Source organism: Pseudomonas sp. Ag1, assembly GCF_000278565.1.
GTDB lineage: Bacteria > Pseudomonadota > Gammaproteobacteria > Pseudomonadales > Pseudomonadaceae > Aquipseudomonas.
On sequence record NZ_AKVH01000110.1, the window covers coordinates 178721 to 204447 of the forward strand.

The following is a 25727-nucleotide window of genomic DNA, read 5'->3' on the forward strand; positions in this document are numbered from 1 at the left end:
TTTCGGAATACAAATCGTCAATTCAAAACGGAAGTCCATCTTTGTGTTTGGTCTTACCTTTGAACTGCTTATATTTCTCAAAACTCTCTTTACAGATTTGCCCGTCTACCAGCAGTGAAGGACATAAATATTCATCAAAAGCACCTTCCATGTTCACTTTGGTTTCAACGTTACCTTTGCAAGCAACTTGTACGCTTATTTTAAATTTAGTTTTTCCGCCTTTAACTGTATTTCTTTTTGTTTCTATAAAATTCATATACCTCAATACATTCAATGCTCGCTTTCTTGTGTTTTCGCTCACACCCAAATAGGAGTCGAGTTCTGTAATAATTACTTCACATTCATTAAATCTATCCATGCGTTCAATCGCGGCCATCATTATTCGTGCAGCTACATTATCGAATGCTATTATTGCAATAAAGAATGGCATAGCTTTTACAAAAATCGGCGCGTAAACGTTTTTTTCAAGCTTATTAAATGCTATACTTTTAAAAGGGTTCTCTTTCATTTTAACCTCAACTCATTAATTAGGCTGTTAGCGCAGTCTTTTTTATTCTTCTGCAAATCTATTAAAGGTTAAGGAACTTAACTTCTATCCACATCATTCCAACGTGAACCTTGTCTTGCTCAACGGCAATCATTCTCTGCTCACTTAAAATATTCATACATCTGCGAATATTTTCACCTGAACAATCCATGATTTCCATTAATACTGGCTTGTTTGTATAGACGACAAAATACCCATTCTCTGTTTTTTCCGCGAGTGTGCAGAGCTTGATTAAAAGAGAATGTGCGGCATGTCTCGCAAGGGCAACCTTGGATAAAGCATCTAGAGCTGCTTTTGAGGTAGGAAATCTAATGTAAGTCTTATTTTGAGAGTAGTTCATTTTAGTTATTAATGGTTTGTTTTAATACAATACCATTTAAAAACACCAAAACGTGTTTTAAACACCAAAAAGTGTAATAAATATTTTAATATCAGAAAACCAACCTAAAACTACAGTGCAATATTTTGTACTGTAGCTAGTAAAAAACACGTTTTGGTGGAAAATATGCCACTTACAGCTCAGTATTTTGTACTGTAAGTTATGCCTACAGTGTAGTTTTTTGTACTGTAGCTACTCTACAGGCCACGGAAATCAAGGACTGAAAATGTATAGCGCGCCTATAATATCTAGAACTCTTTAAAAACTTAAAGGCGTCAGCAAATCTAGCCATCAATTGCTGGGTATTGGATCATGCATTAGAATTGAAAATGCATTCGACAGGTCAATGACTTTTATTGATCCTTGTAGCTCATTCATTTTAAGAGGTTCGGGCACTCGCTGCGCGAAATTGTTCAGTACTGCAAGCCCCAAACCTTTGAATCATGCCTTTGTCGTTTAAGTATCCGTCAAGATACTTTATTAATTAAAGCTATTCCTGCATTTCCATGAACGTACATCAAATATCAAATTTAACCTTTTCGATAGCTTCTTTCTTTGCCATAGGTGTTGGTCCATCAGAGTAACGATCAAATGTCATTGATAGACTACCGCCCACTTCATGCCCTACAATCGACATAACAAGGATGTTTTTCGTATCGGCACGTTCAAGCTCCGTGACCATTGTGTGTCGAAAGGAGTGAAAGACTAAATCCTTTGGATATCCAAGAGCGATTTTAAAGGCAGAGAACTCACTGCTCATTTCTTTAGATTTTGTTCCATACTTCCCGCCTCGATTCGTTTTCAGCAAATATCCGTCTTTGGATTCAGCCTTTAAGCGTTTAACAAGTGTTAGCAATTCTGAGTGAATTGGTACAAGCCTTTCACCAGCGTTGGTTTTAGACTGTTTAATGTCTATACAGTAAACACCATCCACCTCAACCAAATCTTCAACCTTGATTTGGCATATTTCTTCGATTCGTGCGCCTGTGTAGCATCCGAGCCTGATCAAATCAGCAAGACGTGTCTTTTCTTGGCTTATAGCATTGCTGTAGAGCGCCTTGACCTGTTCCTTGGTAAATCCTTTACGAGCATCCTCTTTCCTCGCACCACGGCGTATTTTAGCCACAGCGTGATTTGCAAATGGATTAACTGGATATTTTTGTCTGAAATCCACGTTATTGAACATGAATTTGTAAAAGGCATTGTAGGAACAGAGGTACTGCAATTTCGTTTTATCGGCACATTCAAGCGATTCCAAGAAAACACGAACCGATTCATAATCAAGCTCAAATTTCTGTTTTTCCAGAAACGACTTAAGCATGTTCAAGCGTTTTACGTGCCGATCAATAGAGCGCAGCGTTACCTTACGTTTCACTTCATATTTGTGAAACTCAACGAAATTCTTCTCTGTCAGAGGATGCCTTTTGACGAACTTGGTTGGTTCTGCAATGAAGGTTTTGACCTGTTCCTTCTCTGCATTGGTTTCTGCATATCCGTGGAATGAACCTAATTCAAGGGTATTTTCCAACTTCTCAAGGAGCCCTTCCGATTGCTTGAAGGTTTTGCTTGGTTGGCTCTGGAATTCGTTCAGCTCAGTCAAAATCGAAGCCAGTGCCGGGTGCAAATCCTCACCAAGAGCCTCTTTTTCTTCAGCCAAAAGATTCAAAAAACTATGGTGGCTCTCTATTTCCTTCACTGCCTGTACGTCTTCATATTCTGAATCTTGAAAGGCTTTCTTCCTATCATCTTTCCGCTCCATCAGCCTGCGCTTGATCTCGCCCAGGTTCTGGAACATTTCGTCAAATTTCACATCGACTGGCAGTGAAGCTAGGTTCTGCATTTCTTGCTCAATGACGAGCTTGCGCCGTTCCACTGCTATGCGGTTTTTGAACTCATGCAGATCCTTGGTACGAAGCACAAGGGCTTCGCTCTTACGACCCGTTTTGAGGCTCTTGATGAACTCAGTTCGGTTCCCAAAAGCAGACCTAACATCCTTGGGAATCGCTACGCGGACGTACCACGTTCCATCGATGTTTTTGAGATTATCGACCGCCATAGCGCGAGCTATCCTGTACAATTTTTAGCCTGAAGGCATATGGCCTTCTCATCAGCACAGACTGTAATGCCACGAACAGCTTTTTGGAAGTGGTTTTTGGAAGTAAAAATTGCTGGAAGCGCCGTATATCAAGGTTTACAGGGGGTTGCGCCATTTTTGGAGACAGTTCGAGTCTCCCTCGGGGCACCATCTAAAGGTTTCATGTTGTTCTGACATGCTGCTGATACACAGCAAAGCCGGCCACTGCGCCGGCTTTCTTGTTTCTGCTTATCCCTTCTTTTTCCAGTATGTTCCTTGTTGTCTTATTCGGCGTTGATGTATGTTCGCCAAAAATACGAACTTGGCTCCATGAAAATTGAAGCGGTCCGGCATCAAGCGCGCCCTTCTCGCTGACACAGTCCTGTTATCACTTGAACCCGAAGCCAAGCAGTGCTGTGAGACCTATGACGTCGCTCGTACTTACTTCCGTGCGCCGCAAGCAAGCCTGCCAGTCACTGCGGAACATGATCCATGTGCGAGCCAAGGACGCGTCAGGCGACGCCCTGACCGGCCGCTTCAGGCCAGAGCTCAGCACGAAGGTGAGCACCCGGTAGAAGCTCATTACAACAGAACACAGTACAATCAACCCCTTTAGAACCGCCGCCTCTTTACAAGACGATAGACAATCACAAGGAACATCGTCATGCAGCGCATCGTTTTGACGGTATAGCCCAGGCACGATGACAAAAGGCGGGCACACAACAACTCGTCGGTGACGAAGCAATTTCATTCGGGGCCGGCCGTGACTTGACAGCTGCCCAAATTCGTTAAAAGGAGTCAACATGAATACTTATGCAATTGTTGGAGCTGGGGGATTTGGCCGAGAAGTGCTGCCACTCGTAAGAGAGAAACTCGGCGTGCTCAGCGAGGAAAAATTTCAGATTGTATTTGTCGATGATGGATCGCAAGCGGCAGAGATTAACGGCGTAGCAGTGATGACCACCGCTGAATTCAATGCATTGTCATCAGGCGAAAAATTCTTCAACATCGCCATAGGTAATAGCAGGATTCGCGAGCGAATTGCCGCCGAAATGATTTCTTCGGGAGCGCTGCCATTCACAATACACTCCATCAATAACAGTGTAAGTTTAGACTGCAACGTAATAGGTGAGGGCGCAATTTTATGCCCATTCACAACCATTACATCCAATACAAAAATCGGGAAATACTTTCACGCCAACCTGTACTCTTATGTCGCACATGATTGCACGATAGGTGACTTCGTAACTTTCGCACCAAGCGTAAAATGTAACGGTAACGTCACCATAGAAGATCATGCCTATATAGGAACAGGTGCCATTATTAAGCAGGGAACACCAGAAAAACCAATTGTCATTGGTGAAGGGGCTGTTGTTGGGATGGGAGCCGTAGTGACCAAGAGCGTTGCACCGGGCACCGTAGTTGTCGGAAACCCGGCCAAACCACTTCGAAAGGGACTGGGCAGCTGATGAGAGACTTTACCATGGGGTCCGTTCCCATTGCTGAAATTACAGTTGGAATGAAGGCAAGCTACTCTCAAACTATAACGGACGCTGATATCAAGGCATTTGCAGGTATTAGTGGCGACCACAACCCTGTACACATCGACAGAGAATATGCTGAGGCTTCAAGGTTTGGCAAGCGTATCGCACATGGATTAATGTCTGCTGGGTTTTTCTCTGCCATATTCGGCACAAAAATCCCGGGGCCTGGTTGTGTGTATGTATCGCAGAGCCTGAATTTTTTACGCCCCGTCTATATTGACGACACTATCGTTGCCGAAGTTACAGTAACTAAAGTAGACTTGGAAAAACGCCGAGTTTTTTTCGATACTATCTGTAGCGTAAAAGGCAAGAAAGTCATTAGCGGATCTGCAGAAATCTTTATCCCAAACAAATAGCAACCACCCCGCTTTTTTGGGCGGGGCGGTTTCATCAATGGCGCAGAATGACTATCTCAACTCGAGAGCTTCAAGGCTTACAGTTGAAGACTAAATTACAATAGTACCCCTCAACACAATGCGCCACTCGCTTAAGAAAAACTTTGCATATTAGAAATATAGCATTCAGTGTTTTCCGGGCTTTCGTAACGATCAAGGATGAGAGGCATGTCGGTCCTCGGGCGAAGAAAGCCACTTCTCAGCGATTGAGTGTAGACTCCAACGTTAACATTATTGCGACGAGCCCTTGCGTCGACCGACACGCTGTCAATGCAGTAATTCATTGCACTGCCATTCCCACAAAGCTCGCCGCCGCTATTTATCATGCGGGATGAGTCCTGCCCTTCCATCACAACACCCCAAGCATTCTGCTCTGGCCCACCGCCTGGCACAGTGCCGGTGCAATAACAGTCGATCACAGAGTTGTTATTGCCGCCATTATCAATAAGAACAAGCGCTCGTCCTTTCCAATTAACCGACGTGATGTTCTGCACTGTACAATGCTGAGCGTAATGTAAATGCACGCCTACGGCGGAGTTCCCCGTAAATTCAAGACCTCGAATAAAGACGTTACGAATCGGCACACAAGTTGCCACGATAGCGCCGTTAGGATGTGCCGTCTTCAAGGCGTTATTAATTACCAAGGAGCCACCAAGCACGCGGAGAACTTGGCGAACCTCCATCGGTCCGTCGAGTGGCAGAGGCATACTTGCAAAATTAGTCGATGCATCCGAAATTACAATCCAATCCCCCGCCACATACTTTGTCGCGTCAGCGACGAAAATTTCAGTTTGATTCAGACCTGCTGCGCGAACAAGATAACTTGCCGGGCGTACCTTTCCTTGGTAATCAAACGCAGCATAACTTGGATCGGTAGGGGAGTTGGGGTTGCGGCCGATTCCGCTTGAATCAATTCGTACCTTTTCAATCCCCGGTGCTGGCTCGATGATGAGGCCATGAGCCGGAGTTAAATCCAACTTATTGAGAGATACGGGGGTCTTGATCGGGCATACGTCCCGATTGATTTGAATCCAACGATATCCAGCCTGAATGATTGATCTTAGCTGTGGCCCGTTATCGAGCGATGCGCTTGGCATAAACACATATGGAGTATCTTGATACATTGGTTACCTTATTCCTTAAATTAAATCGTCTCGCCTTCCTGGCGAGAAACAACTGTACATATAAACAGTACAAAAGTAAAGAAATGTGTAGGGATTTTCTCAGCCCCCCTAAATTCTGACACCACGTGAGCGCTCGATTCGATAAGCCTGCCGTAGCGCCAAGCGCAGTGACCAGCGTTGCCCTGGACTGAGCGGCGCGCCCGACCAAGGATATGATGCGCCTACTGGACATTGATCGTACGACCCTGCCTCCCCTTCAAATCTCGGCCAATGTTTGGATCAACCTCAAAGGCAGACAGTAAGCACACTGCGTAAGTATACTTGTCGCGGCCCGCCATCTTCACAGGGCAACAGTTGCAACAAAACGTCGTCACACAAACCTCCCTCTATGGTCACGTGTATGGACGAACTTGAAACACCTATGGCCCTCAAGGTTGCTGAATAGCTTGGCCCTCCCAATGAGGCGACCATCTTAAAAAGACCTTGAAGTCCAAGGTCTTTTTTTCGCCTGCAGGAAAGTGATGATGGGCGGGCGAACGCGAGAAAAGAGGAACCTTGGCCATGGAACAGACGCTGGAAGCTGTAGCGCTTTTTGCTCTCAAGCTGGTGCATGAGACCGAAGGCGCGAGCCCGATTCTGCGGGACGACCTGGTCATGGACGGCTATGAGCGGGAGGTGTTTGGCTTGCTGGTGCGCAAGGGCGATATCAACGTCATCCAGCATAAGATCGACGAGTGCCTGGCATTGGCCCTCGAATCCCTGGGCGGTGCACACACCGTGATGGGCCGCGAGCTGCAACGGCTTGCGGTGGATGCGCGCCAAGCGACGACACTCGAAGAACTCAATGCCCCGCTCAACGCACTCAAGGATTACCTGAAGGCGATCCTTTAACGCCTGCCTTCGACCGCCATGCGTACAGCCAGGCCCATCAGCACCGAGCCCATCAACCAGCGCTGTACGGTTTGCCAGACCGGTTTGCGGATGAAGAACCCCGCGATCGAGCCCGCCATCAGAGCGATCAGCCCGTTGACGCTCACGCTGATCATGATCTGCGTAAAGCCCAGTACCAGCGATTGCGAGAGCACACTGGCGTGCCCGTTGGGGTCGATAAACTGGGGCAGCAACGACAGATACATCACTGCCACTTTGGGATTCAGCAGGTTGGTGACAAAGCCCATCATGAACAGCTTGCGCGGGCTGTCCTTGGGCAAGTCGCGCACCTGGAAGGGCGACCGGCCACCCGGCTTCACCGCCTGCCAGGCCAGGTAAACCAGATACAGCGCCCCGCCGAGCCGCAGCGCGTCGTAGGCATAGGGAACCGCCATCACCAACGCGGTGATACCCAATGCCGCGCAGAACATATAGACGACAAAACCCATCGCAACGCCGCCCAGGGAAATCAGCCCGGCCACTCGCCCCTGGCAGATCGACCGCGAAATGAGGTAAATCATGTTCGGGCCGGGCGTCAGCACCATGCCGAGCGAGATCAGGCCGTAGGCAAGCAGGCTGGAGAGTTCGGGCATGGTGTGGCTCCTTGACGACGTAAAACCTTGTAATGGCCGGCGGGTTGTTGGCGCCATGGTAGGTCGATAAAAGGAACGCCGTTAGATACAGATCCGCGAGCAAAACGTCATACACCGGTACCGGCGTTTGCTGCACCACTCACCCAAGGAAAAGCACATGATCGACTTCAACAACAAAGGCTTCTTCAAGCTCAAGCAGAACAACGAATACGCCGAGCGCGTTTCGTCATTGCTGCTGGATGATGAGCAGGTCATCGATTCCTACAAGGCCATGCGCGACGGCGTGGTGTTCACCACCAAGCGCATCATCGCGGTGAACGTGCAGGGAATTACCGGCAGCAAAAAGGATTTCACGTCCCTGCCGTATAAAAATATCGTCGCGTATTCGGTGGAAACCTCGGGGACCTTTGACCTGGATTCGGAGTTGGAGATTTACTTTTCGGCGGTGGGGAAAGTGAAGTTTGAATTCACGGGAAAGACGTCGATTGTTGAGATACTTTGAACCGTTACGAAAACTCCGCTTTTAAGGATTTCCCACTATGGGCCCAAAAACCGCAGAGCTAATCGATGTGCTTGAGGAACTTGCCATCCTGCTGGAAAGCGATGGGGACAATCACTGGAGCCGATGGATGCGTAAGGCCAAAACCTTATTGCAAGCATCCGATTACTCCGGAATCACCTATTTGCGCTCTGCATACGGCGGAATGGGCTCGTTCAATGACCTCGTTCTTGGACAAAGCAGCGAAGGTGGCGTTTTTTTCTGGAAGCCTGGATACAAGGAGTTGAACGACCGGTTGGACGGGTTACGTAATAAAGCCGCGCAGTTGGGCGCGCAGATACAGCGCTCTCAGGCAGAGTAAGCGTGCTTGAATCAATGTAGCGATTGCTAAAGTGACTTTTCCCACACCTCCCATCGAACAACGAGAATTTCAGGTTCTTCTCCGCTCTCATAGGCTCGCTTCCTTGCACAGGGAAGTGAGCAGCCATGACAGAGCGCGCGTATCCAATTACCGAAGAAGAGCAGCTGAAGCGGCGAATCCTGACGCCGCAGCCTAAGCAGATTCCGTATTCACCGTTCATTGATTTGTATGAAGCCCCTCCCGCGCCCACGCCTGAACCCGCGAGAATTCCAGGCCATGTATTCGCCAAGTCGTGCCAGTTGCCCGACGGGATCATCAGCTACAACAACCCCACCGGTTATGTGCCGCTTGAGCTGATCAAGGATTACGGCCACTTCACGCTGTTAGGCGGACGGGAAGTGGACAGCCAAGGCGGAGTTTCCCTCAGGAAAATCAGCGGTAGTGCCCTACCCGTTGGGCTTGGCCAGCTTGTGCTGCGCACATCCGCGTTGGAGTCCGCGGCTGCGGCGGTCGGTGCCGCCGCTGGGGGTTTGCTTGCAGGGCTGGTGGCGCTGGCCTGGCCGTCGGAGCTTGGCGACAGTGCGCTCTATGGAGCAGCTTCGTCACCTGCAAAAAGCCCGTTCGCGGATGCGGTTGCATATCGAGCAACGCGCCGATGGGACGCTGAAGGGATATGGGTTTTACACCGGTAAAAATACCGACTGGCAGATGATCGATGTGGTGCAGTTTCAGCGTCGTGACAGTCAGTTCGTGGCGGATCTTGGCGAGGGTGTGGAGCTGATTTGGACGCCGGCCATTGATCCTGGCGACACCCTTGGCATACCGGCATTGGAGGCTGCACCACAAGCGCCGGTGATGTGGATTTATCCGCCGACGGAGGCGGCCAAACAGATGCTGGTGAACCCGATTTATCCGCCGGAGTATCGGGATTTTATTCTGGTTTTTTCGGTGGAGTCGGGGGTTCGGCCGCTGTATGTGGTGGTTAACGAACCACGAAAGGGGCTTAAAAACCCGGACCATGATTATTTCCCGGCCCCCAACGCTGCAGACATAACAGGCTTTCCAGGTCTGATAGACCAAAGACCCGTGACACCTAGAAAAGGCGGTAGCGGCTTACGCGAGCGCTGGATAGATGCCAAAGGGAGGAAAATATTTGAGTGGGATTCCAAGAAAGGCGAATTAGAAGTCTATCGAAACAGTGACCTTGCCCACCTAGACGCATTCGATCCCTACACCGGTGAGCGCCGAGGTCGAGCAAAACCCGAACGCCGCATATACAGATAAGTGGAAAACACATCATGGTTATGAAAGTCAGATTGCGTTGGTACGACAAGCAAAGCAATTACGTGAAGGCAGATGAATACTCGGCAGATATTGATGACGCGGAGAGCTTTTTTGAAACACTAGGGTTGAGTCAAGAAACGGCGATATATGCGGACGTGTTCAACGTTCGCCCAAGCTGGATAGCGACTATCCAACCGCATTTCCAGCACGTAATTGAACCCGTGAACTTCGATTACCAAATCTCTTTCAGCTACCAAGGCACATGGCCGCCCCAATCCTCCAAGAAACCATAAAGGAATCCAATGAAAAAGCCCCCTCTCTACCGCTCAGTCAACACCCGCACGCACAACGTGCGTCACGGCAGTTGCCGCACCTACAGGCAACAACGCCATAGTAAAAGTGAAAAGAATTCCATGCTCAGCCGTGGATCAATGCATAGCCATCACCGGCACGGTCTCGATTACACGCCACTATTTCGGTTTCTTCTGTCCAAGGTCGGCCATCATTGGGATGGTGTGTTCAGCGAAGCCAACGCCCGCCTGGACCGCCCGGAACCTGTGTTCTGGATGGTTGCTCTGCATGAAAGCGACAAAAAAGAGTACGTACGAACGGACGAATCCAGTTACTACAGCGGCTTATACGTCGACGAGACTGGTCTACTGCAAAAAGTTAACCCACAACTGACACCCGCGTTCATGAAGCCGTTTTGCGACTGCTGCACCCACACCTTCAACGGTGTGGTATTCCCACCGGTTCCACCCCACAGGCGCTAAAACTCAACCGCGCGCACAACCCACCCACCTCCCGGTTATACAACTCCAACCGCCCCCCGATCTTCCCCACGATCATCTGCACAATCGCCAACCCCAACCCCGCCCCATTCGCATTCCCACGACTATAGAACCGCTCGAACAACCGCCCAATCTCCCCTTCATCAATCCCCGGCCCCGCATCCTCCACACACAGCTGCACCACGCCCGAATCCGTCGTCCCCCGCACCATCACCCTCACCTCACTCCCCGCCGGCGAGAAATTCAGCGCATTGGTCACCAGGTTCTGCAGCGCAATCGCCAACGCCACGGGGTCCGTTTCAATCCAGCATTCCTCATCCCCTTCCAGCACCAACTCAACGCCTTTCTCCATCGCCAGGGGCGTCAGTTCCGCAAGTTCTTCGCGCACCAACTCCGTCAACGGCACACGCACTCGTACGGTGTTGTTCAACTGCGGCTCGATGCGCGCCATGGTCAGCAGTTGGCTGCCAATACGCGTCGCCCGGTCCACACCATTCACCAGAAAGTCCAACGCCTCTCGCCGCTCCGCCTCGGTACCCGCGCTCTGGGCGTTCTGCGCGTGAATGCGCAATATCGCCAACGGCGTGCGCAGTTCATGCGCCGCGTCCGCGATAAACCGACGCTCCCGCTCCAGCAGGTCATCCACCTGCACCAGCAGGCGGTTCAGCGCGGTTTGCATCGGTTCCAGGTCCGTGGGCAATGGCTCAAGTTGCAGCGGTCGCAACGTATTGCTGTCCCGCCCGCGAATGGCCTGGGCCATGGCGCGCAGGGGCTTGAGGCCCCAGCCGATGGTCAGCCAGATCAACAACGCCAGCAGCGGCACGCCAATCAGGATGGGCCAGAGGGTGTGGCGGATGATGCGCTGGATCACGTCCTGGCGAATGTCGTCGCGCTCGCCCACCCAGATCAGCAGGCCTTGTTGCATGTCGGCGAGCATGAACGCGCACCAGTCATTGCCGTTTTCCATCAGGTCGTGAGGCCCGAGGGTGGTGGGCGGTGCGTTGAGGATCGGCGCGTCGGTGGAGCGCACCAGCAGTTGGCCGTCGGCGCGCCATACCTGGAAGGTCAGGCGGGTTTCGTAGGGGTGCGCGGCGCCGTCTTCGCCGACGCGGCTCATGGCTTGATCGAAAGCCTGGTAGAGGCGGTCCCAGTCGGCATCGCCGGGGTCGCGCTGGCGCAGTACGCCTTGCAGCAAACGGGCACTTTGGGCGAGTTGAGCGTCGTAGACTTCTTCGATTTCGTGGTGGCTGTCCCGCAGCACGAGCCAACTGATCAGGCCATCACCCAGCAGGATCAGCACCAGCACCGGAATGAGGATGCGCGCGCGGACCGAGTTCATGGCTTGAGTTCCACCACGTAGCCCACGCCGCGTACGGTGCGGATCAGTTCGGTGGAGAGTTTTTTGCGCAGGTTGTGGATAAGGACTTCGAGGGTGTTGCTTTCGACGCGGTCCTGCCAGCCGTACAGCGCGCGGGACAACCGCTCGCGGGTGACGACTTTGCCGGGGCGCACCATCAGTTGGTGCAGCAGTTGGTATTCCATCGGCGTGACCACAACGTCCTCGCCTTGATAACTGACCTGTTGGGTCACCGGGTCCAGGCTCACGCCCGCATGTTCCAGCAATGGTTGCGCGCGGCCCTGGCTGCGGCGCAACAGGGCGCGCACACGGGCCTTGAACTCTTCGACGTCGAAGGGTTTGACCAGGTAGTCGTCGGCGCCGGCGTCCAGGCCGGCGATGCGCTCGGCGGTGCCGTCGCGGGCGGTAAGGATCAGCACCGGCAGGTCGTATTGCTCGGCGCGCAGGGTTTGCAGGAGTGTGAGGCCGTCAAGGCGCGGCAGGCCGAGGTCGAGCAGCAGCAGGTCGAAGCTTTCGGTGCGCAACGCGTGCAAGGCGCTGACGCCATCCTGCAACCAGTCCAGGGTGTAGCCTTCGGCGCCCAGGGCCACGCGGATCCCTTGGCCAAGGGCACGATCATCTTCGACAAGGAGCAGGCGCATAACTGATTCTCTGGAGTAACCGGCGGCATGATGCCGTGTAACCGTCGAGGCTATTTCGGGAAAGATGTTACGGGCCGTTGCCAACTAAGCTTTCGCTAAGGTTGGTTTTGCACAGTGAAATCTCCCACATCTGCTGAGAGTGCTTCCATGCGCAAAATTCTCTTGCTGTCGCTGATTATCGCCAGCCCCATGGCCTTCGCCGGCCCGCAATGCACCACTGCCGAGCGCTCGCAATGGCAGGACCAGAAGGCCTTTCAGGAGCAACTCAAGGCCCAGGGCTACGAGATCAGCAAGTTCAAGGTTACTGACGGCAACTGCTACGAGATCTATGGCTTTGACAAGGACAAGCGCAAGGTCGAGATCTACCACGATCCAGTCACCGGCAAGGCCGTGAAGACAGAGATCAAGGGCTGATGCCAGCAACCTCCCTGCGCCTCTGGGACCCGGTGGTGAGGGTGTTTCACCTCTCCATCGCCGGCGTCTTTGTGGCCAATTACTTCTTCAACGAAGCAGGCGACGACTGGCACGTATGGCTGGGCTATTACGCCATGGCCTGGTTGCTAATGCGGTTGGTGTGGGGATTTGTCGGTCCGCGCAGCGCGCGCTGGGCGGACTTCTGGCCAACGCCGGAACGGCTCATGGGCCATGTGCGTTCACTGCTCAACCGCCGGCCGCAGCACCGCCTGGGCCATTCGCCCATTGGCGCGCTGGTGATGGTTCTGATGTTGCTGGCGCTGCTGGCTATCGGTGCCAGTGGCTTTTTGATGCAGGAAGTCGACGCCCTGTGGGGCGCCGATTGGCCGCTGCTGTTGCACGAAACTGCCGCCAATGTACTGGCCGGCCTGGTAGGCGTGCATGTGCTGGCGGCGTTGTTTGAAAGTATCCAGGTGCGGGACAACCTGCCGTTATCCATGCTCACCGGCCGCAGGAGGCGCCTGCCGGATGACCGTGCGCAGTAATCCTTTTTCCCGACAGGTTCTCTATGCGCCCGCTTTTAATGATCTGCAGTCTGCTGGCGGTATTTTTCGCCGCCTGGCAAAGTCATCCGCCCCACGTATTGGCGCCGTTTGCCCAAGGCCCCAAGGACAGCTCGCCAACAGAGGCCGCCCCGCAATACAGCAGCCGCTTTGTCTCCTCGCAGCTCAATGACTTTGTGCATTCCTCCTCGGTCACCGCCCTGCCCGGCGGCGACCTGATGGCCGTGTGGTTTGCCGGTTCCCGCGAGGGAGCCGCCGATGTGCAGGTGCGCACCGCGCGCTTTGACGCGAAAAGCGCCGAGTGGGGCCCGGAGCAAGTATTGGCCACCCGTGAAAGCACCCGCGACGGCACGCACCGCTACATCCGCAAGCTGGGCAACCCGGTGATCGCCCTGGCACCGGACAATCGCCTGTGGATGTTCTACGTTTCGGTGTCGGTAGGCGGCTGGGCCACCAGCGCGATCAACGTGATGGTCTCGGATGACCTCGGGACGAACTGGTCGGCCCCTCGGCAACTGATCACCTCGCCTTTCTTCAATATCAGCACGCTGGTGCGCGCCGCACCGGTATTCCACGCCGACGGTTCCATCGGCCTGCCGGTGTACCACGAGTTCATGGGCAAATTCGCCGAGTACCTGTACTTGAGCCCCGACGGTGCGGTGGTCGACAAATTCCGTATCAGCCGTGGGAAGAACTCGCTGCAGCCGACCATCGTCCCGCAGGACGGCCAACGCGCCATCGCCATGCTGCGTTACGCCGGCGAAACCCATCACCGAGTCCTCGCCAGCCGCACCGAAGACGCCGGCCAAACCTGGAGCGAGCCTTACCCATTGGAACCGTCCAATCCCAATTCCTCGCTGGCAGCCGTCAGCACTGAAGGCGACGGTTTGCTGGTAGCCCTCAACGACCTGCAGGACGGCCGCTTCAAGCTCAGCCTGTACGGCACCGATGCCAAGCTCAATCAGTGGCGCACCGTGGTGGAACTGGATCAATCCCCCGACCCCTTGGGCCAACCGTTCTCCCCCGAGGCCTACAAGGAAATCATCGGCGAAGGCTTCCGCGCCTCCAGCGGCGCCCTGCGCCTGCCGCTGGAACAACGCTTCCTCAGCAACCTGGACTACCGGGTGTGCAAGCCCCGTGGCTGCGATTTCGAATACGAGTACCCGTACTTCAGCCGCAGCCCGGACGGCATGTACCACCTGGTGTACTCGTGGAATAACACCTTTATCAAACATGTCAGCTTCAACGAAGCCTGGCTGTCGGAGCGCCTGTGATGGTTTCTGTATGGCAAGCGCATTTGAGTTTTGTGCTGTTGGGTTTTGTGCTGCTCAGCCTGTTGCGCGTCACAACACCCTGGCGCCCCTGGCTGCTGCCGGTGTTGGTGGTGGTAAGTTTTATCCCGGTCAACGAACTGCCGTTGGCGGCGTATGTGCGCAGCTTCACCGATGACCTGGCCATCAGCACCCTGGTGTTGTTGGTGTGGGTCAGCCTGTGCCGGTTGGGCGTGGTGCAGCCGCTCCAGCGCCCGCAGAAGGTCCAGGTGCTGTTGCTGTTTGGCGCCCTGAGCCTGGTGCTGTACCCGGCGACGATGGGCCTGACGTATTTCGACCCCTACCGCTGGGGTTTCAACCCTCGGCCGATGATCGTGCTGATAGGCGCGGCAGCACTGTTGATGCTCTGGCTGCGTAATACGCTGGCGGTGTGGATGCTCGCGGCGGGCACCCTGGCGTTCGCGCTGCGGCTCAAGGCCTCGGAAAACTACTGGGACTATCTGATCGACCCACTGCTGACGGGCTACTGCCTGGTGGCCGGGTTGTGGATGCTGGCGATGGCTGCCTGGCGCCCTCTTTTAAAATTGCACAGAGGTCAATGATGGGATGGTTGCACTCGCGCCGCCTGCGCTACGGCGTGGGCGCGATCGGTTTGGTATTTGCGTTGCTGGCGGCACTGCGGCTGGTGTTTGTATGGGGATTTTCCGGGGTCGGCCTGAGGGAGCCCGCACTGCTGGAAACCGTGGGCATCGGCCTGCGTTTCGACCTGCGCCTGGCGGTGCTGATCCTGTTGCCCCTGGCACTGCTCGCCTGGCTGCCACGCTGGAACCTGGTGACTGTCCCCGCCCTGCGCTGGCTGGCACGGGGTTATCTGCTGCTGGCGCTGGCCACCGTCGGGCTGGTGTACATCATCGACTTCGGCCACTACGCCTACCTCGGTGTGCGCATCAACGCCACGGTGCTGCGTTACCTGGAAGACGCGCAGATTTCACAACAGATGGTGTGGGAAACCTACCCGGTGCTGTGGATAACCTTGAGCTGGCTTGCCGCCGTCGGCCTATGGACCTACGCCCTGGTTCGCCTTGAACGCATCACCCTGGATGGCGAACGCAAACCCATTGGCAAGCTGGCCATCGCATCCGTGGCCACCGTCGGCGTGATCGCGGTATTGCTGGCCCTGCTCGGCCGCGTCGCCAACCTCAATATCGAAAATCCCGTGCCCCTGCGCTGGAGCGACGCGTTCTTTTCCGGCAACAACCAGATCGCCGCCGCGGGCCTCAACCCGGTGCTGTTTCTGTACGACACCCTCAAGGTCGGCCAGTCGCAATTCGATGAGGCGCGGGTGCGAGAGCATTACCCGCAAGTCGCGAATTATCTGGGGGTCAGCCAGCCCGACCCCGAGCAGTTGAACTTCGCCCGTGAACAAGCCGTGCAGCCTTATCGGCTCAAGGGCGAGCGCCCGCCGAACGTGATCTTCGTGATGCTCGAGTCCCTCGGCACCAGCGCCGTGGGCGCCTATGGCAACCCGCTGAACCCCACGCCGAACCTCGACAAGCTGGCGAAGGAAAGCTGGTTCTTCAAACACTTCTACGTGCCCGTCACCGGCACCGCCAAAACCGTGTGGGCGAGCATCACCGGCGTGCCCGACGTTACCCGCCAGGAGACGGCAACCCGCAACCCGCTGATCACCCGGCAACACACCTTGATCAATGCGTTCGAGGACTACCAGAAGCTCTACATGATCGGCGGCAATGCCGGCTGGGCGAATATCAACGCCTTGATCCGCCAGAGCATCGACGGCGTGAAGCTGTATGACGAAAGCCACTGGCGCTCGCCACGGGTGGACGTGTGGGGCGTTTCGGATCTGGACCTGTTCAAGGAAGGCGACGAACTGCTGCGGGCCATCCCCAAGGACCAACCGTTCTTCGCCTACCTGCAAACCTCCGGCAATCACCGCCCGTTCACCATCCCCAAGACCAACGATGGCTTCAAGGTGCATGACCTCACCGTGGAACAAGTCCAGGCCGCAGGCAGCCGCAGCGTCGAGCAGTACAACGCCGTGCGCCTGCTGGACTTCAACATCGGCCGCCTGATGGAAATCGCCAAGGCTGGCGGTTACTACGACAACACCATCTTCGTGTTTTTCGGCGACCACAACACCCGAATCAGCCAGATTCCGCACATGGCGCCGGCATTCGAGCAGCTTGGGCTGGAAAGCAACAACGTGCCGATGATGATCCACGCGCCCGGCCTGCAACCCCGGGTGATCGAAGAAGCCGTCGGCCTGGCGGACCTGCTGCCTACCGTGGCCGGCATGGCGGGCATACCGTTCCGCAATGGCGCGATGGGCCGGGATATCCAGCAACCTGCGCCGGAAGGCGAGCGCGTGGTGCCGCTGGTATTGCGCGAGGGCACGTTCCCGCTGATCGGCGGCGTGACCAAGGACTTCCTGCTGCAAATGGAGCACGACGGCAGCTCGCCGACCCTGCATGACCTGGCGTCGCAAACGCCGAGGGACAATGTGGCTCAGCAGTATCCCGAGGAGTTTGAGCGGTTGCAGGGGCTGACCCGTGGCCTGCATGAGAGTGCGCGATTGATGTTGTTCCGGAACGTGCGCTGAAGTCACCTGACGGTCGGGCTGTACTATCGGCCCAGCCAATCCATCCCCACAATCTATCGATTTGAGGTCCACCTCACCCTCCCCGACTATGGCGGCACTTCCAATAACAAAAACCAGGAACCCGCCATGACTGCCCGCTTCCACAACCCGGTAGACACCCGCTTCGGCTGGGGCTGCCTGCAAGAACTCGCCGCTCTTACCGAAGGCCAGAGCGTCGCCCTCGTGACCTTTCCCGAAGCCCGCGGGCTCGGTTTGGTAGACCGCATCCAGGCCCTGCTGGGCGAACGCCTGGTGTACGTCATCGAAGACGTACAGCCCAACCCTGACGTGGCCCAACTGCGCGACACCTACGAGCGTTTCTGGCTGCAGGCCGGTGACTGCCAGGTGGTGGTCGCCGTCGGCGGTGGCAGTGCAATTGATACGGCAAAGGCCTTGATCGTCGGCACAGATTCCGGGGATTTCGACGAGCTGCTGGCGTTGCTGGCCACCGGTAAACCTTTCGCGCCGGCCCGCCACAAGCTGTTGATTGCCGCACCGACCACCGCCGGCACCGGCAGCGAAGTCACGCCATGGGCGACGATCTGGGACTCCGCCAGCCTCAAGAAGTATTCGCTGCACCTGGACTGCACCTGGCCGACAGTGGCGATCATCGACCCGCAGTTGATGCTGACGGTGCCGGCCGGGGTCACGGTGTCCACCGGGCTGGATGCCTTGTCCCATGCGCTGGAATCGATCTGGAACGTCAACGCCAACCCGGTCTCGGACACCTTCGCCATCTCCGCCATCGAAGACATCCTGGAATGCCTGCCGCGCTTGCGGCGTGACCTCGGCAACCAGGAATTGCGCTCGCGCATGGCCTTGGCGGCGCTGAAAGCCGGCCTGGCTTTTTCCAACACCAAGACCGCCCTCGCCCACTCCATCTCTTATGAGATGACTCTGCACCACGGCCTGCCCCATGGCATCGCCTGTTCCTTCACTTTGCCGCTGGTACTGGGCCTGGCATGGGGGCACGACGCCGCGCGGGACCGCACTCTGCAACGGGTATTCGGCACCGACCTGCAGCAGGCCCAGGCGCAGCTGCGCGACTTCCTCCACAGCCTGGACGTGAAGACCGAATTTGCCGACTACGGCGTGAATGCCACCGAGGCCGAGGCGATGATCCGCTTCGCCCTGCAAGGCGCACGCGGCAAGAATTTCATCGGCGCGCAAGCGGCCTAGACTCACCGTAATTCAGTCGTTTCCTGTTGCACCTATCAAGAGTGCCCCCCAGCGGCTGCGGTCGCCGGGGCGAATAACAATAAGGAAAACATCATGAATCGTGCACACGTGCTGCCTGTTCCTGCCGTCCGTACCTCATCGTTTCGCGTAGCCCAGTGGCGCATGCTGCTGGCGGCGATGTTTTGTTATCTGTTTTTCTACACCGGCCGCCAGACCTTCGGCTTTGCCATCCCCGGGATCCAGGCCGAGTTCGGCCTGACCAAGGAAACCCTCGGCTGGGCCTCCGCGGCGATGCTTTGGGCCTACGCGATTGGCCAGGCGATCAACGGCAACCTCGCCGACAAGTTCGGCGGCCGCCGCATCATGACCCTGGGCGCGGTGCTGTCCTGCGCGGCCAACTGGGTCACCAGTTTCGCCAGCGGCTTTGCCGGGCTGATCCTGCCGTGGGGCATCAACGGTTACTTCCAGGCCCTCGGCTGGGCACCCGGCAGCCGGCTGATTTCCAATTGGTGGAGCGCCGGCGAGCGCGGCAAGGTGTATGGCTTTTATGTGTTCGCGGCCGGGTGCGCCTCGGTCCTGTCGTACGTCACCTCCATCGTGGTGCTGGAAGTGTTCCAACTGGAATGGCGCTGGATCTTCCGCCTGCCGGTGCTGTTGATGTTGGCGGGCGGCATTATTTTCTACCTGGTGGCCCGCGAGCGGCCTCAAGACATGGGCTTCGAGCCCCTGGCCGATACTGGCGTGGCGAATGCCGAAGACAAGAATCATGAAGTGGCCCACGGCGAAGTCGAATCCTCGGCGCAGCGCTACAAGGCGGTGCTGAAAAATCCGCGGCTGATCATCGCCGCGATCTCCCTGGGTTTCCAGAACGCCGCCCGCTACGGCCTGATCGTCTGGGTGCCGGTGCACTTCCTCGGGGCCAACTGGAAAAGCGGCGACAGCATGATCGACCCCAAGTGGATCACCGTGGCCCTGCCGGTGGGCATGGCCATCGGCGCCCTGAGCAACGGCTGGGTCTCGGACAAGCTGTTCGGCTCCAAACGCTACCTGGCGATCATGCTCTACATGTTCCTCGGCGCCGCCACCAGCCTGTGGATGTGGAGTTTGCCGCCCCACAGCGCAATCGGCCTGGTAGCGTTGTTCCTCTGCGGGTTCTTCGTGTATGGCCCGGCGTCGAGTTTCTGGGCGCTGTGCCCGGACCTGGTCGGCGCCAAGCGTGCGGGTACGGCCACGGGCGTGATGAATTTCTCATCCTATCTGTTCGCCGGCCTGGCGGAACCGCTGATCGGCAGTATGCTCGACAGTACCGGCAATACCTCGCTGATCTTTATCGTCGTGACCTCGGCCTGCCTGTGCAGCGCAGCGGTGGCGTTGTTTATCCGACGTTGATGACCGGCCCGGCGGACCTCAGGAACAGGACTCGTTATGTACCAGTACCACAAGTGGCTGCGCTCGTTTCATGCGGTGGCGAAGACCGGCAGTTTCACCCTCGCCGCCGAATACCTGAGCGTCGGCCAGCCGACGGTCAGCGAGCAGGTCAACGGGCTGGAGAAGCAGTTCTCGGTGGAGCTGTTCCACCGTCGCGGGCGGTTTATCGAGATGAGTGCCGCCGGGCACACCCTTTACGGGATCACCCAGGGGCTGTTCGGCCAGGAGGATGAAGCCATGCAACTGTTGCAGAGTTTCAAGCAGCGCAAGACCGGACTGCTGCGCCTGGGCGCGGTGTCGCCGCCGATCGCGATGAACCTGACCTACGAGCTGATGCAGCGCCACCCGGACATCGAACTGGAAACCTCGTTTTCCCCGGAAAAGGAAACCCTGGACCGGCTCTTCAACTTCGATATCGACGTGGCGATCCTGGCCCTTTCGGAGTTCGACCAGCGCTTCGATACCCAGCTGTACCGGCGCTATCCGATTATTGCGGTGGTGCGCGATGACCACCCGTGGGCCCGGCAGAAAGAGGTGCACGTGGAACAGATCAGCCGCGAAAAGTGGGTGATGCGCGAGAAAAGCTCACGCACCCGGCAACTGGTGGAAGAAAGCTGCAAGCGCCAGGGCATCGCCGTGAACTGCGTGATGCAGCTGAACAGTCGCGAAGCCATTGTGCACGCGATCACCAAGGGCATCGGCATCGGCTTTGTGTCTGCCGTGGAATACGCCGAAACCCCGGGCACCACGCCGATCACCTTCGTCGACCATCCGTTTTTCATCGACTACCACTTGTGTTGCCTGGGCATCCGCCGCAACCGACCGATGATCGCCGAGCTATTCGAGGCCAGCCCGATCCCGGTGACCTGATCGCCTTACCCGTTTAAACCCTCACCAGGCGCTTACCTCTTCTTCGACAGAGGGACGGCCTGCTCACACCTGAAAATGGAGACTTGCCATGCACTACCAACAACCTTCCAAGCTGCAAGCCGTGGTCCTGGACTGGGCCGGCACCGTCGTCGACTTCGGTTCCTTCGCCCCCACGCAGATTTTTGTCGAGGCGTTCGGCGAGTTCGGCGTCGCCGTTTCCCTGGAGGAAGCCCGCGGCCCGATGGGCATGGGCAAGTGGGATCACATCCGCACCTTGTGCAACCTGCCGCAGATTGCCGAGCGTTATCGGGCGGTGTTTGATCGCTTGCCGACTGACGAGGATGTCACCGCACTGTATGAACGCTTCATGCCGTTGCAGATCGAGAAAATCGCGCTGCATTCGGCGGTCATTCCCGGCGCCCTTGAGGCGATCAACACCCTGCGCGGGCAGGGCTTGAAGATTGGCTCCTGCTCCGGGTACCCGGCGGTGGTGATGGCCAAGGTGGTCGAGCTGGCGCGACAGAACGGCTACGTCGCCGACCATGTGGTGGCGACCGACGAAGTGCCCAACGGGCGCCCGCATCCGGCGCAGGCACTGGCCAACGTGATTGCCCTGGGGGTCAGCGATGTGGCCGCGTGCGTGAAGGTCGACGACACCTGGCCGGGGATCCTGGAAGGCCGTAGCGCCGGCATGTGGACGGTGGCGTTGACCTGTTCCGGCAACGCACTGGGTTTGACCTACGAGCAATACAAGGCGCTGCCTGCTGCTGAGCTGGCGCTGGAGCGTGCGCGCATTACACAGATGTTCGAGGGCTCGCGGCCGCATTACCTGATCGACACCATCGTCGAACTGCCGGCGGTGATCGACGATATCAATGCGCGTTTGGCGCGCGGAGAAACGCCGCAGGGTTCTTGATGGGCCGATGGGGTCAGTGAGCTGACCCCACACTGCGGCCTATCGCCCTGCGACAAGCTGCTCGCTAAGTATCCACAGCCGCTGCGCCAACCCGGTATCCACCGCCCACGGCCTGACACCCAACTGCTCTTCCGATTCCGCACTCACTGCCGCCGCCACATCACAGTTCTCGCAATAGACCCCGCCCATTCCCGCCAACTGCCCACTCACCGCGCACCACACACTGGTGGCCGCGCCTTGCTCCGGGGTTTTCATGTTCCGCTCAGGGTCGATCACCGGTTTCCCGTGCTCGTCGACATAGCCTGATGCCTGCAAGACTTCAGGCTTCATGTGCCGCACCAGATCGGTAATGATTCCACCGGGATGCACCGCAAAAGCCCTTACCCCACTCGCCGCACCGAGCGTATCCAGATGCACGGCGAACAGCGCATTGGCAGTCTTGGACTGACCGTAGGCCCTCCATGGATCGTAGGCCTGGCGCTCGAAATTCCAGTCATCAAAGTCGACGGCGCCGTGCACATGCCCCCGTGAGGACAGCGTCACCACCCGTGCACCTTCGGCGCGCTGCAAGGCCGGCCACAGGCGCTGGGTAAGCAGGAAATGCCCGAGATGGTTGGTCGCAAACTGAGATTCGTAGCCCTGGGCATTGCGGCTCAACGGCGGCGCCATGATGCCCGCGTTATTGATCAGCAGGTGCAGCGGGCAGCCTGTCGCCAGAAAGCGCTCGGCAAACTGTTCGATGGACTGGGCGTCCATCAAGTCCAGGGGTTCAAGTTGCAGCTGTGGGTAAGGTTTGAGTGCGGCGCGTGCCTTGGCCAGGTCACGGGCCGGGACGATCACGCGGGCGCCCGCGGCAGCCAGGGTACGGGCGGTGACCAGGCCAATGCCGGAGTAGCCGCCCGTGACAATCGCCACCTTGCCCGAGAGATCGACGCCCCGGATGACTTCGGCGGCGGTGGTTGCTGCTCCATAGCCGCTGTGGATCGGTTTTTGTACTGTGGGCATGACAGAGTCTCCATTGGACGTGTGGTTAACACGCTACCCCTCGAAAGCCGTACTCTGAATACTCGATTATCCCATTTACATGCGTAAAAGTACGAATATGCCCAGCGACCCGTTTTCCGAGATTCTCACGTTCGTGAATGCCCAATCGGTTATGACCGGCGGCTTCAGCGCGGGCGGCGCCTGGGCCCTGCGTTTTCCCGCGCCGGACAAGATCAAGTTTTTCGGGGTGGTGAAGGGACAGTGCTGGTTGTGGATGGATGGCGAACTGGCGCCGGTGTTGATTGAGGCGGGCGATGTGTTCCTGCTGTGTGCGCAACGCTCGTTTGTGCTTGCAGGCGATGTGTCGGTCGCGCCTTTGGAAGCGCGGCAATTATTCGCTGACGCCGGCCGCTTCCCGCAAATCGGTGACGGCCAGGGCTGTGTGCAAATCGGCGGCTACGTGCAACTGGACCCGGAGAGTGGCGGCCTGCTGGCCAACGCGCTGCCGCCCCTGATCCACGTGCGGGCCACGTCGCCGCAAGCGACAATCGTGCAATGGCTACTCGGCCAGTTGGCACATGAGGGGCAAGCCAATTTGCTCGGGGCAAGCTTGGCGTCGGCGCAACTGGCGCAGTTGATGTTTATCCAGATCCTGCGGGCCTATGTCGAGACCTCGGGCGTATTACCCGAAGGCTGGCTGCGCACGGTCAGCGACAAGCGCCTGGCCCCCGCGCTGCGCTTGATACACAGCGAGCCGGGGCGTGCCTGGACACTGGAAGACCTGGCTACGGCGGCTGCGATGTCGCGCACCACCTTTTCGCACTACTTCAAGAGCGTTGCCGGGGTACCACCGTTGGCGTACCTGACCGAGTGGCGCATGCGCCTTGCGCAACGAGCGTTGCGCGAGGGGAATCTGTCAGTGGGTGTGTTAGCGCAGTCGTTGGGGTACGGGTCTGAAAGCGCGTTCAGCAATGCCTTCAAGCGAGTAACAGGAAAGGCCCCGAGGCATTATCGGGACGCGTGCCGTCAATCAATGTGAATTACTGCGCCTGGAACGTCGCAAGGTACGCCAGCAGGTTATCGATCTTCTCCTGGTCGCTGATCCCCCAGAAAATCATCCGAGTGCCGCTCACGACCTTTTTCGGTGCCTCGATGTAGGCGGCCAGCTTGTCCCGCGTCCAGACCACGCCTGAATTCTTCATCGCATCTGAATACTGGTAATCAGTGGTCGTGCCGGCCGGGCGGCCAATGATGCCGTTGAGCTGCGGCCCGAAACCGCCCCGGGCATTTTCGCCGACGCTATGGCAACCGCCGCAGGTTTTGCTGAATAACTTTCCACCGGCTTCGGCGTCTCCCGCCGCCGCTGCCGGCAGGCTGACGAGACCGGCAATCAGGGCGAGGCTGAATAATACGACGTACTTCATGGGTAACTTTCCATCCGTTGTGCCGGTTCAGCTGGGGACTTGCCATGACATGGCACAGCGACTGCCCGGCGCAAAACCGTGACGATACTCCTCACGCAGAGCCTCTGCCAAACGATGATCCGGCGCCAGCGAATGTGCTTGCTCAAATCCCAGCCGCTGATAAAACGGGCTGTTCCAGGGCACGTCGCAAAATGTGGTCAAGGTGACTGCCCGCAACCGGCGCGAGCGAGCCTCATTCATCACGGCCTCAAGCAATTGCCGCCCTGCGCCACGGCCCTGCATGACCTGCGCCACCGACAGTTCATGGATGTGCAGGTCGTCATCAAACATCTGTGCGCTGAGAAAACCCTGGACCTGGCCAGCAGCATCCACCGCCACCCAACACGTACCCCACGCGATCAACTGCAGATGACGTTCAACACTCATGACCTCGGCATCGGCCAGCCAGCTCAAGGATTCGATCGCACGAAAGGACTGGGCCGCACTGCGCTCTATTGCAGGTAAACACACTGCGTCGGGTGCGGCGGCAAGTCGGATAACAGTGAGCATGAGGCAACCCGGGATCGTTGAAACACCTGAGATTAACATCTGGAAACAGCCACTCAATTGATATCACCCCACCACTCTGCTTGCATGCCCGCTCCTCTCGGCACAGCGGTTCAGGAGACAAGCGATGAAAACCATGGTGGTCGGTGCAAGCAAAGGATTGGGCAGGGCCTTGATGGAAGGGCTGGGCGGGGTTGGGGATACGCTGATCGGGGTGTCCCGCAGTCGCCCTGATCCCTTGACGTGCAGCACTGGCGCCGAGGTGCGCTGGGTGGAAGCAGACCTTGGCGTGCCTGGCCAAGCGGCGCACGTCATCGAGCAGGCGGTGGCGGCAGGCGGGCTGGACACACTGATCTATAACCTGGGCATCTGGGAGGCGCGGGCGTTTGATCCGGCGTACAGCTATCTCACCGACGAGGACACGCAACTGGAAGCCATCGTCAGTTGCAACATCACCGCACCGCTGTTGTTGATCAAGCGGCTGCTGCCGGTGTTATTGAAGAGCCCACAGCCGCGCATCATCCTCACAGGCTCGACCTCGGGACTGCCCCAGAGCGGCCGGCCCGAAGTGGCGTTCGGCGCCTCGAAATTCGCCTTGCGCGGCATCGCCGATGCGCTGCGTGAAGGCTATCGCCAGCAGCGCCTGGGCGTCACTTGCCTGAACCTGGGCTATCTGAATACCGAAGATTCCTTGAGCACCTCACGCACCCAGGCCGAACAGCGCGGTGAGGGCCAATTGATTCCGGTGCATGACGTGGTGCAGGTGGTGCGTATGGTCTTGAGCCTGTCCGGCGCCAGTTTCGTCAAGGAGCTGACGTTGCCGGCGCTGCTGGATGAACGCTTCTAGCAGGTTTCGCCAGTGGAGCGCCCTGCCCTGACGCAATTCAAAGACAACCAAATGACCACCCATCGCAAAAAAAACATCCAATCGAACCTAATCAACGGCGCCCCACT

Annotated in this window: 28 protein-coding genes and 1 pseudogene; 19 read left to right on the top strand and 10 right to left on the bottom strand. The window is 56.8% G+C overall.

Annotated elements, in window-relative coordinates:
* Positions 1–22 precede the first annotated feature (22 nt).
* From A462_RS05315 to A462_RS05310, 3 genes are all read right to left on the bottom strand, one after another.
* Positions 23–508 (bottom strand): hypothetical protein, encoded by a 486-nt coding sequence (locus A462_RS05315; protein ID WP_008438433.1) that lies wholly within the window; start codon positions 506–508, stop codon positions 23–25.
* 61 nt (positions 509–569) lie between these two features.
* Positions 570–887 (bottom strand): hypothetical protein, encoded by a 318-nt coding sequence (locus A462_RS34475; protein WP_133244093.1) that lies wholly within the window; start codon positions 885–887, stop codon positions 570–572.
* Between the two features lie 556 nt (positions 888–1443).
* Positions 1444–2982, bottom strand: a complete 1539-nt coding sequence (locus tag A462_RS05310) for a tyrosine-type recombinase/integrase (protein ID WP_008438435.1) — start codon at positions 2980–2982, stop codon at positions 1444–1446.
* An 821-nt stretch (positions 2983–3803) separates the two neighbouring features.
* Between A462_RS05310 and A462_RS05300 the strand changes: the two genes are divergently transcribed.
* Together A462_RS05300 and A462_RS05295 are read left to right on the top strand one after the other, a co-directional pair.
* Complete coding sequence (locus A462_RS05300) at positions 3804–4469, top strand: acetyltransferase (RefSeq protein ID WP_008438437.1); 666 nt, start codon at positions 3804–3806, stop codon at positions 4467–4469.
* Complete coding sequence (locus A462_RS05295) at positions 4469–4900, top strand: MaoC family dehydratase (RefSeq protein ID WP_008438438.1); 432 nt, start codon at positions 4469–4471, stop codon at positions 4898–4900. Before A462_RS05300 ends, A462_RS05295 begins: the two co-directional genes overlap by 1 nt.
* A 131-nt stretch (positions 4901–5031) precedes the next feature.
* On the opposite strand, the gene A462_RS33840 is transcribed toward A462_RS05295, so the two are convergent.
* A complete protein-coding gene (locus A462_RS33840) occupies positions 5032–6063 on the bottom strand; it encodes a hypothetical protein (RefSeq protein WP_083853252.1) in 1032 nt (343 codons plus the stop codon).
* Positions 6064–6624: 561 nt separating this feature from the next.
* On the opposite strand from A462_RS33840, the gene A462_RS05290 reads away from it, so the two are divergent.
* Positions 6625–6954 carry a hypothetical protein gene (locus A462_RS05290; RefSeq protein WP_008438439.1) on the top strand — a complete coding sequence of 110 codons (330 nt, stop codon included), beginning with the start codon at positions 6625–6627 and terminating at the stop codon, positions 6952–6954.
* On the opposite strand, the gene A462_RS05285 is transcribed toward A462_RS05290, so the two are convergent.
* Positions 6951–7586 carry a LysE family translocator gene (locus tag A462_RS05285; RefSeq protein WP_003210319.1) on the bottom strand — a complete coding sequence of 212 codons (636 nt, stop codon included), beginning with the start codon at positions 7584–7586 and terminating at the stop codon, positions 6951–6953. The genes A462_RS05290 and A462_RS05285 overlap by 4 nt on opposite strands.
* Positions 7587–7743: 157 nt before the next feature.
* Between A462_RS05285 and A462_RS05280 the strand changes: the two genes are divergently transcribed.
* The 5 genes and pseudogenes from A462_RS05280 (at position 7744) to A462_RS33845 (ending at position 10503) form a co-directional block, all read left to right on the top strand.
* On the top strand, positions 7744–8088 hold the full coding sequence (locus A462_RS05280; RefSeq protein WP_008438440.1) for a PH domain-containing protein: 345 nt from the start codon (positions 7744–7746) through the stop codon (positions 8086–8088).
* 37 nt (positions 8089–8125) lie between these two features.
* Positions 8126–8446 (top strand): DUF6966 domain-containing protein, encoded by a 321-nt coding sequence (locus A462_RS05275; protein WP_008438441.1) that lies wholly within the window; start codon positions 8126–8128, stop codon positions 8444–8446.
* Positions 8447–8571: 125 nt separating this feature from the next.
* Positions 8572–9730: pseudogene (locus A462_RS0132760) on the top strand (S-type pyocin domain-containing protein).
* A gap of 14 nt (positions 9731–9744) precedes the next feature.
* Positions 9745–10023 carry a colicin E3-like toxin immunity protein gene (locus A462_RS05270; RefSeq protein WP_008438442.1) on the top strand — a complete coding sequence of 93 codons (279 nt, stop codon included), beginning with the start codon at positions 9745–9747 and terminating at the stop codon, positions 10021–10023.
* A gap of 9 nt (positions 10024–10032) precedes the next feature.
* Complete coding sequence (locus A462_RS33845; protein ID WP_083853253.1) at positions 10033–10503, top strand: hypothetical protein; 471 nt, start codon at positions 10033–10035, stop codon at positions 10501–10503.
* Here the strand turns inward: A462_RS33845 and A462_RS05265 are convergent.
* Complete coding sequence (locus A462_RS05265) at positions 10460–11860, bottom strand: sensor histidine kinase (RefSeq protein ID WP_008438451.1); 1401 nt, start codon at positions 11858–11860, stop codon at positions 10460–10462. The genes A462_RS33845 and A462_RS05265 overlap by 44 nt on opposite strands.
* Positions 11857–12519, bottom strand: a complete 663-nt coding sequence (locus tag A462_RS05260; protein WP_008438452.1) for a response regulator — start codon at positions 12517–12519, stop codon at positions 11857–11859. The genes A462_RS05265 and A462_RS05260 overlap by 4 nt, the downstream gene beginning before the upstream one ends.
* A gap of 147 nt (positions 12520–12666) precedes the next feature.
* Between A462_RS05260 and A462_RS05255 the strand changes: the two genes are divergently transcribed.
* The 9 genes from A462_RS05255 (at position 12667) to phnX (ending at position 21819) form a co-directional block, all read left to right on the top strand.
* Complete coding sequence (locus tag A462_RS05255; RefSeq protein ID WP_003210334.1) at positions 12667–12933, top strand: PepSY domain-containing protein; 267 nt, start codon at positions 12667–12669, stop codon at positions 12931–12933.
* A complete protein-coding gene (locus A462_RS05250; RefSeq protein WP_008438453.1) occupies positions 12933–13478 on the top strand; it encodes a cytochrome b/b6 domain-containing protein in 546 nt (181 codons plus the stop codon). The genes A462_RS05255 and A462_RS05250 overlap by 1 nt, the downstream gene beginning before the upstream one ends.
* Before the next feature lie 23 nt (positions 13479–13501).
* Positions 13502–14770 carry a sialidase family protein gene (locus A462_RS05245; RefSeq protein WP_032899777.1) on the top strand — a complete coding sequence of 423 codons (1269 nt, stop codon included), beginning with the start codon at positions 13502–13504 and terminating at the stop codon, positions 14768–14770.
* The gene (locus A462_RS05240; RefSeq protein WP_008438455.1) at positions 14770–15369 is read left to right on the top strand and encodes a hypothetical protein; all 600 of its coding nucleotides are present in this window, start codon (positions 14770–14772) and stop codon (positions 15367–15369) included. The genes A462_RS05245 and A462_RS05240 overlap by 1 nt, the downstream gene beginning before the upstream one ends.
* Entirely contained in the window at positions 15369–17387 is a 2019-nt protein-coding gene (locus A462_RS05235) for an LTA synthase family protein (RefSeq protein ID WP_008438456.1), read from the top strand. The genes A462_RS05240 and A462_RS05235 overlap by 1 nt, the downstream gene beginning before the upstream one ends.
* Before the next feature lie 126 nt (positions 17388–17513).
* Positions 17514–18605 carry an iron-containing alcohol dehydrogenase PsrA gene (gene psrA, locus A462_RS05230; RefSeq protein ID WP_003210343.1) on the top strand — a complete coding sequence of 364 codons (1092 nt, stop codon included), beginning with the start codon at positions 17514–17516 and terminating at the stop codon, positions 18603–18605.
* 93 nt (positions 18606–18698) lie between these two features.
* Positions 18699–19994 carry an MFS transporter gene (locus A462_RS05225; RefSeq protein WP_003210345.1) on the top strand — a complete coding sequence of 432 codons (1296 nt, stop codon included), beginning with the start codon at positions 18699–18701 and terminating at the stop codon, positions 19992–19994.
* A 36-nt stretch (positions 19995–20030) separates the two neighbouring features.
* Positions 20031–20903 carry a LysR substrate-binding domain-containing protein gene (locus A462_RS05220; protein ID WP_008438457.1) on the top strand — a complete coding sequence of 291 codons (873 nt, stop codon included), beginning with the start codon at positions 20031–20033 and terminating at the stop codon, positions 20901–20903.
* Positions 20904–20991: 88 nt separating this feature from the next.
* The gene (gene phnX / locus A462_RS05215; RefSeq protein ID WP_003210349.1) at positions 20992–21819 is read left to right on the top strand and encodes a phosphonoacetaldehyde hydrolase; all 828 of its coding nucleotides are present in this window, start codon (positions 20992–20994) and stop codon (positions 21817–21819) included.
* A 39-nt stretch (positions 21820–21858) separates the two neighbouring features.
* On the opposite strand, the gene A462_RS05210 is transcribed toward phnX, so the two are convergent.
* Positions 21859–22824, bottom strand: coding sequence for an oxidoreductase (locus tag A462_RS05210; protein ID WP_003210351.1), 966 nt, complete (start codon positions 22822–22824; stop codon positions 21859–21861).
* A gap of 79 nt (positions 22825–22903) precedes the next feature.
* Between A462_RS05210 and A462_RS05205 the strand changes: the two genes are divergently transcribed.
* Positions 22904–23842 carry an AraC family transcriptional regulator gene (locus A462_RS05205; RefSeq protein ID WP_023659137.1) on the top strand — a complete coding sequence of 313 codons (939 nt, stop codon included), beginning with the start codon at positions 22904–22906 and terminating at the stop codon, positions 23840–23842.
* 1 nt (position 23843) lies between these two features.
* On the opposite strand, the gene A462_RS05200 is transcribed toward A462_RS05205, so the two are convergent.
* On the bottom strand, positions 23844–24227 hold the full coding sequence (locus A462_RS05200) for a c-type cytochrome (RefSeq protein WP_003210355.1): 384 nt from the start codon (positions 24225–24227) through the stop codon (positions 23844–23846).
* Positions 24228–24254: 27 nt separating this feature from the next.
* Positions 24255–24776, bottom strand: coding sequence for a GNAT family N-acetyltransferase (locus A462_RS05195; protein WP_032899797.1), 522 nt, complete (start codon positions 24774–24776; stop codon positions 24255–24257).
* 124 nt (positions 24777–24900) lie between these two features.
* Between A462_RS05195 and A462_RS05190 the strand changes: the two genes are divergently transcribed.
* A complete protein-coding gene (locus A462_RS05190) occupies positions 24901–25620 on the top strand; it encodes an SDR family NAD(P)-dependent oxidoreductase (protein ID WP_008438472.1) in 720 nt (239 codons plus the stop codon).
* Positions 25621–25727 lie beyond the last annotated feature (107 nt).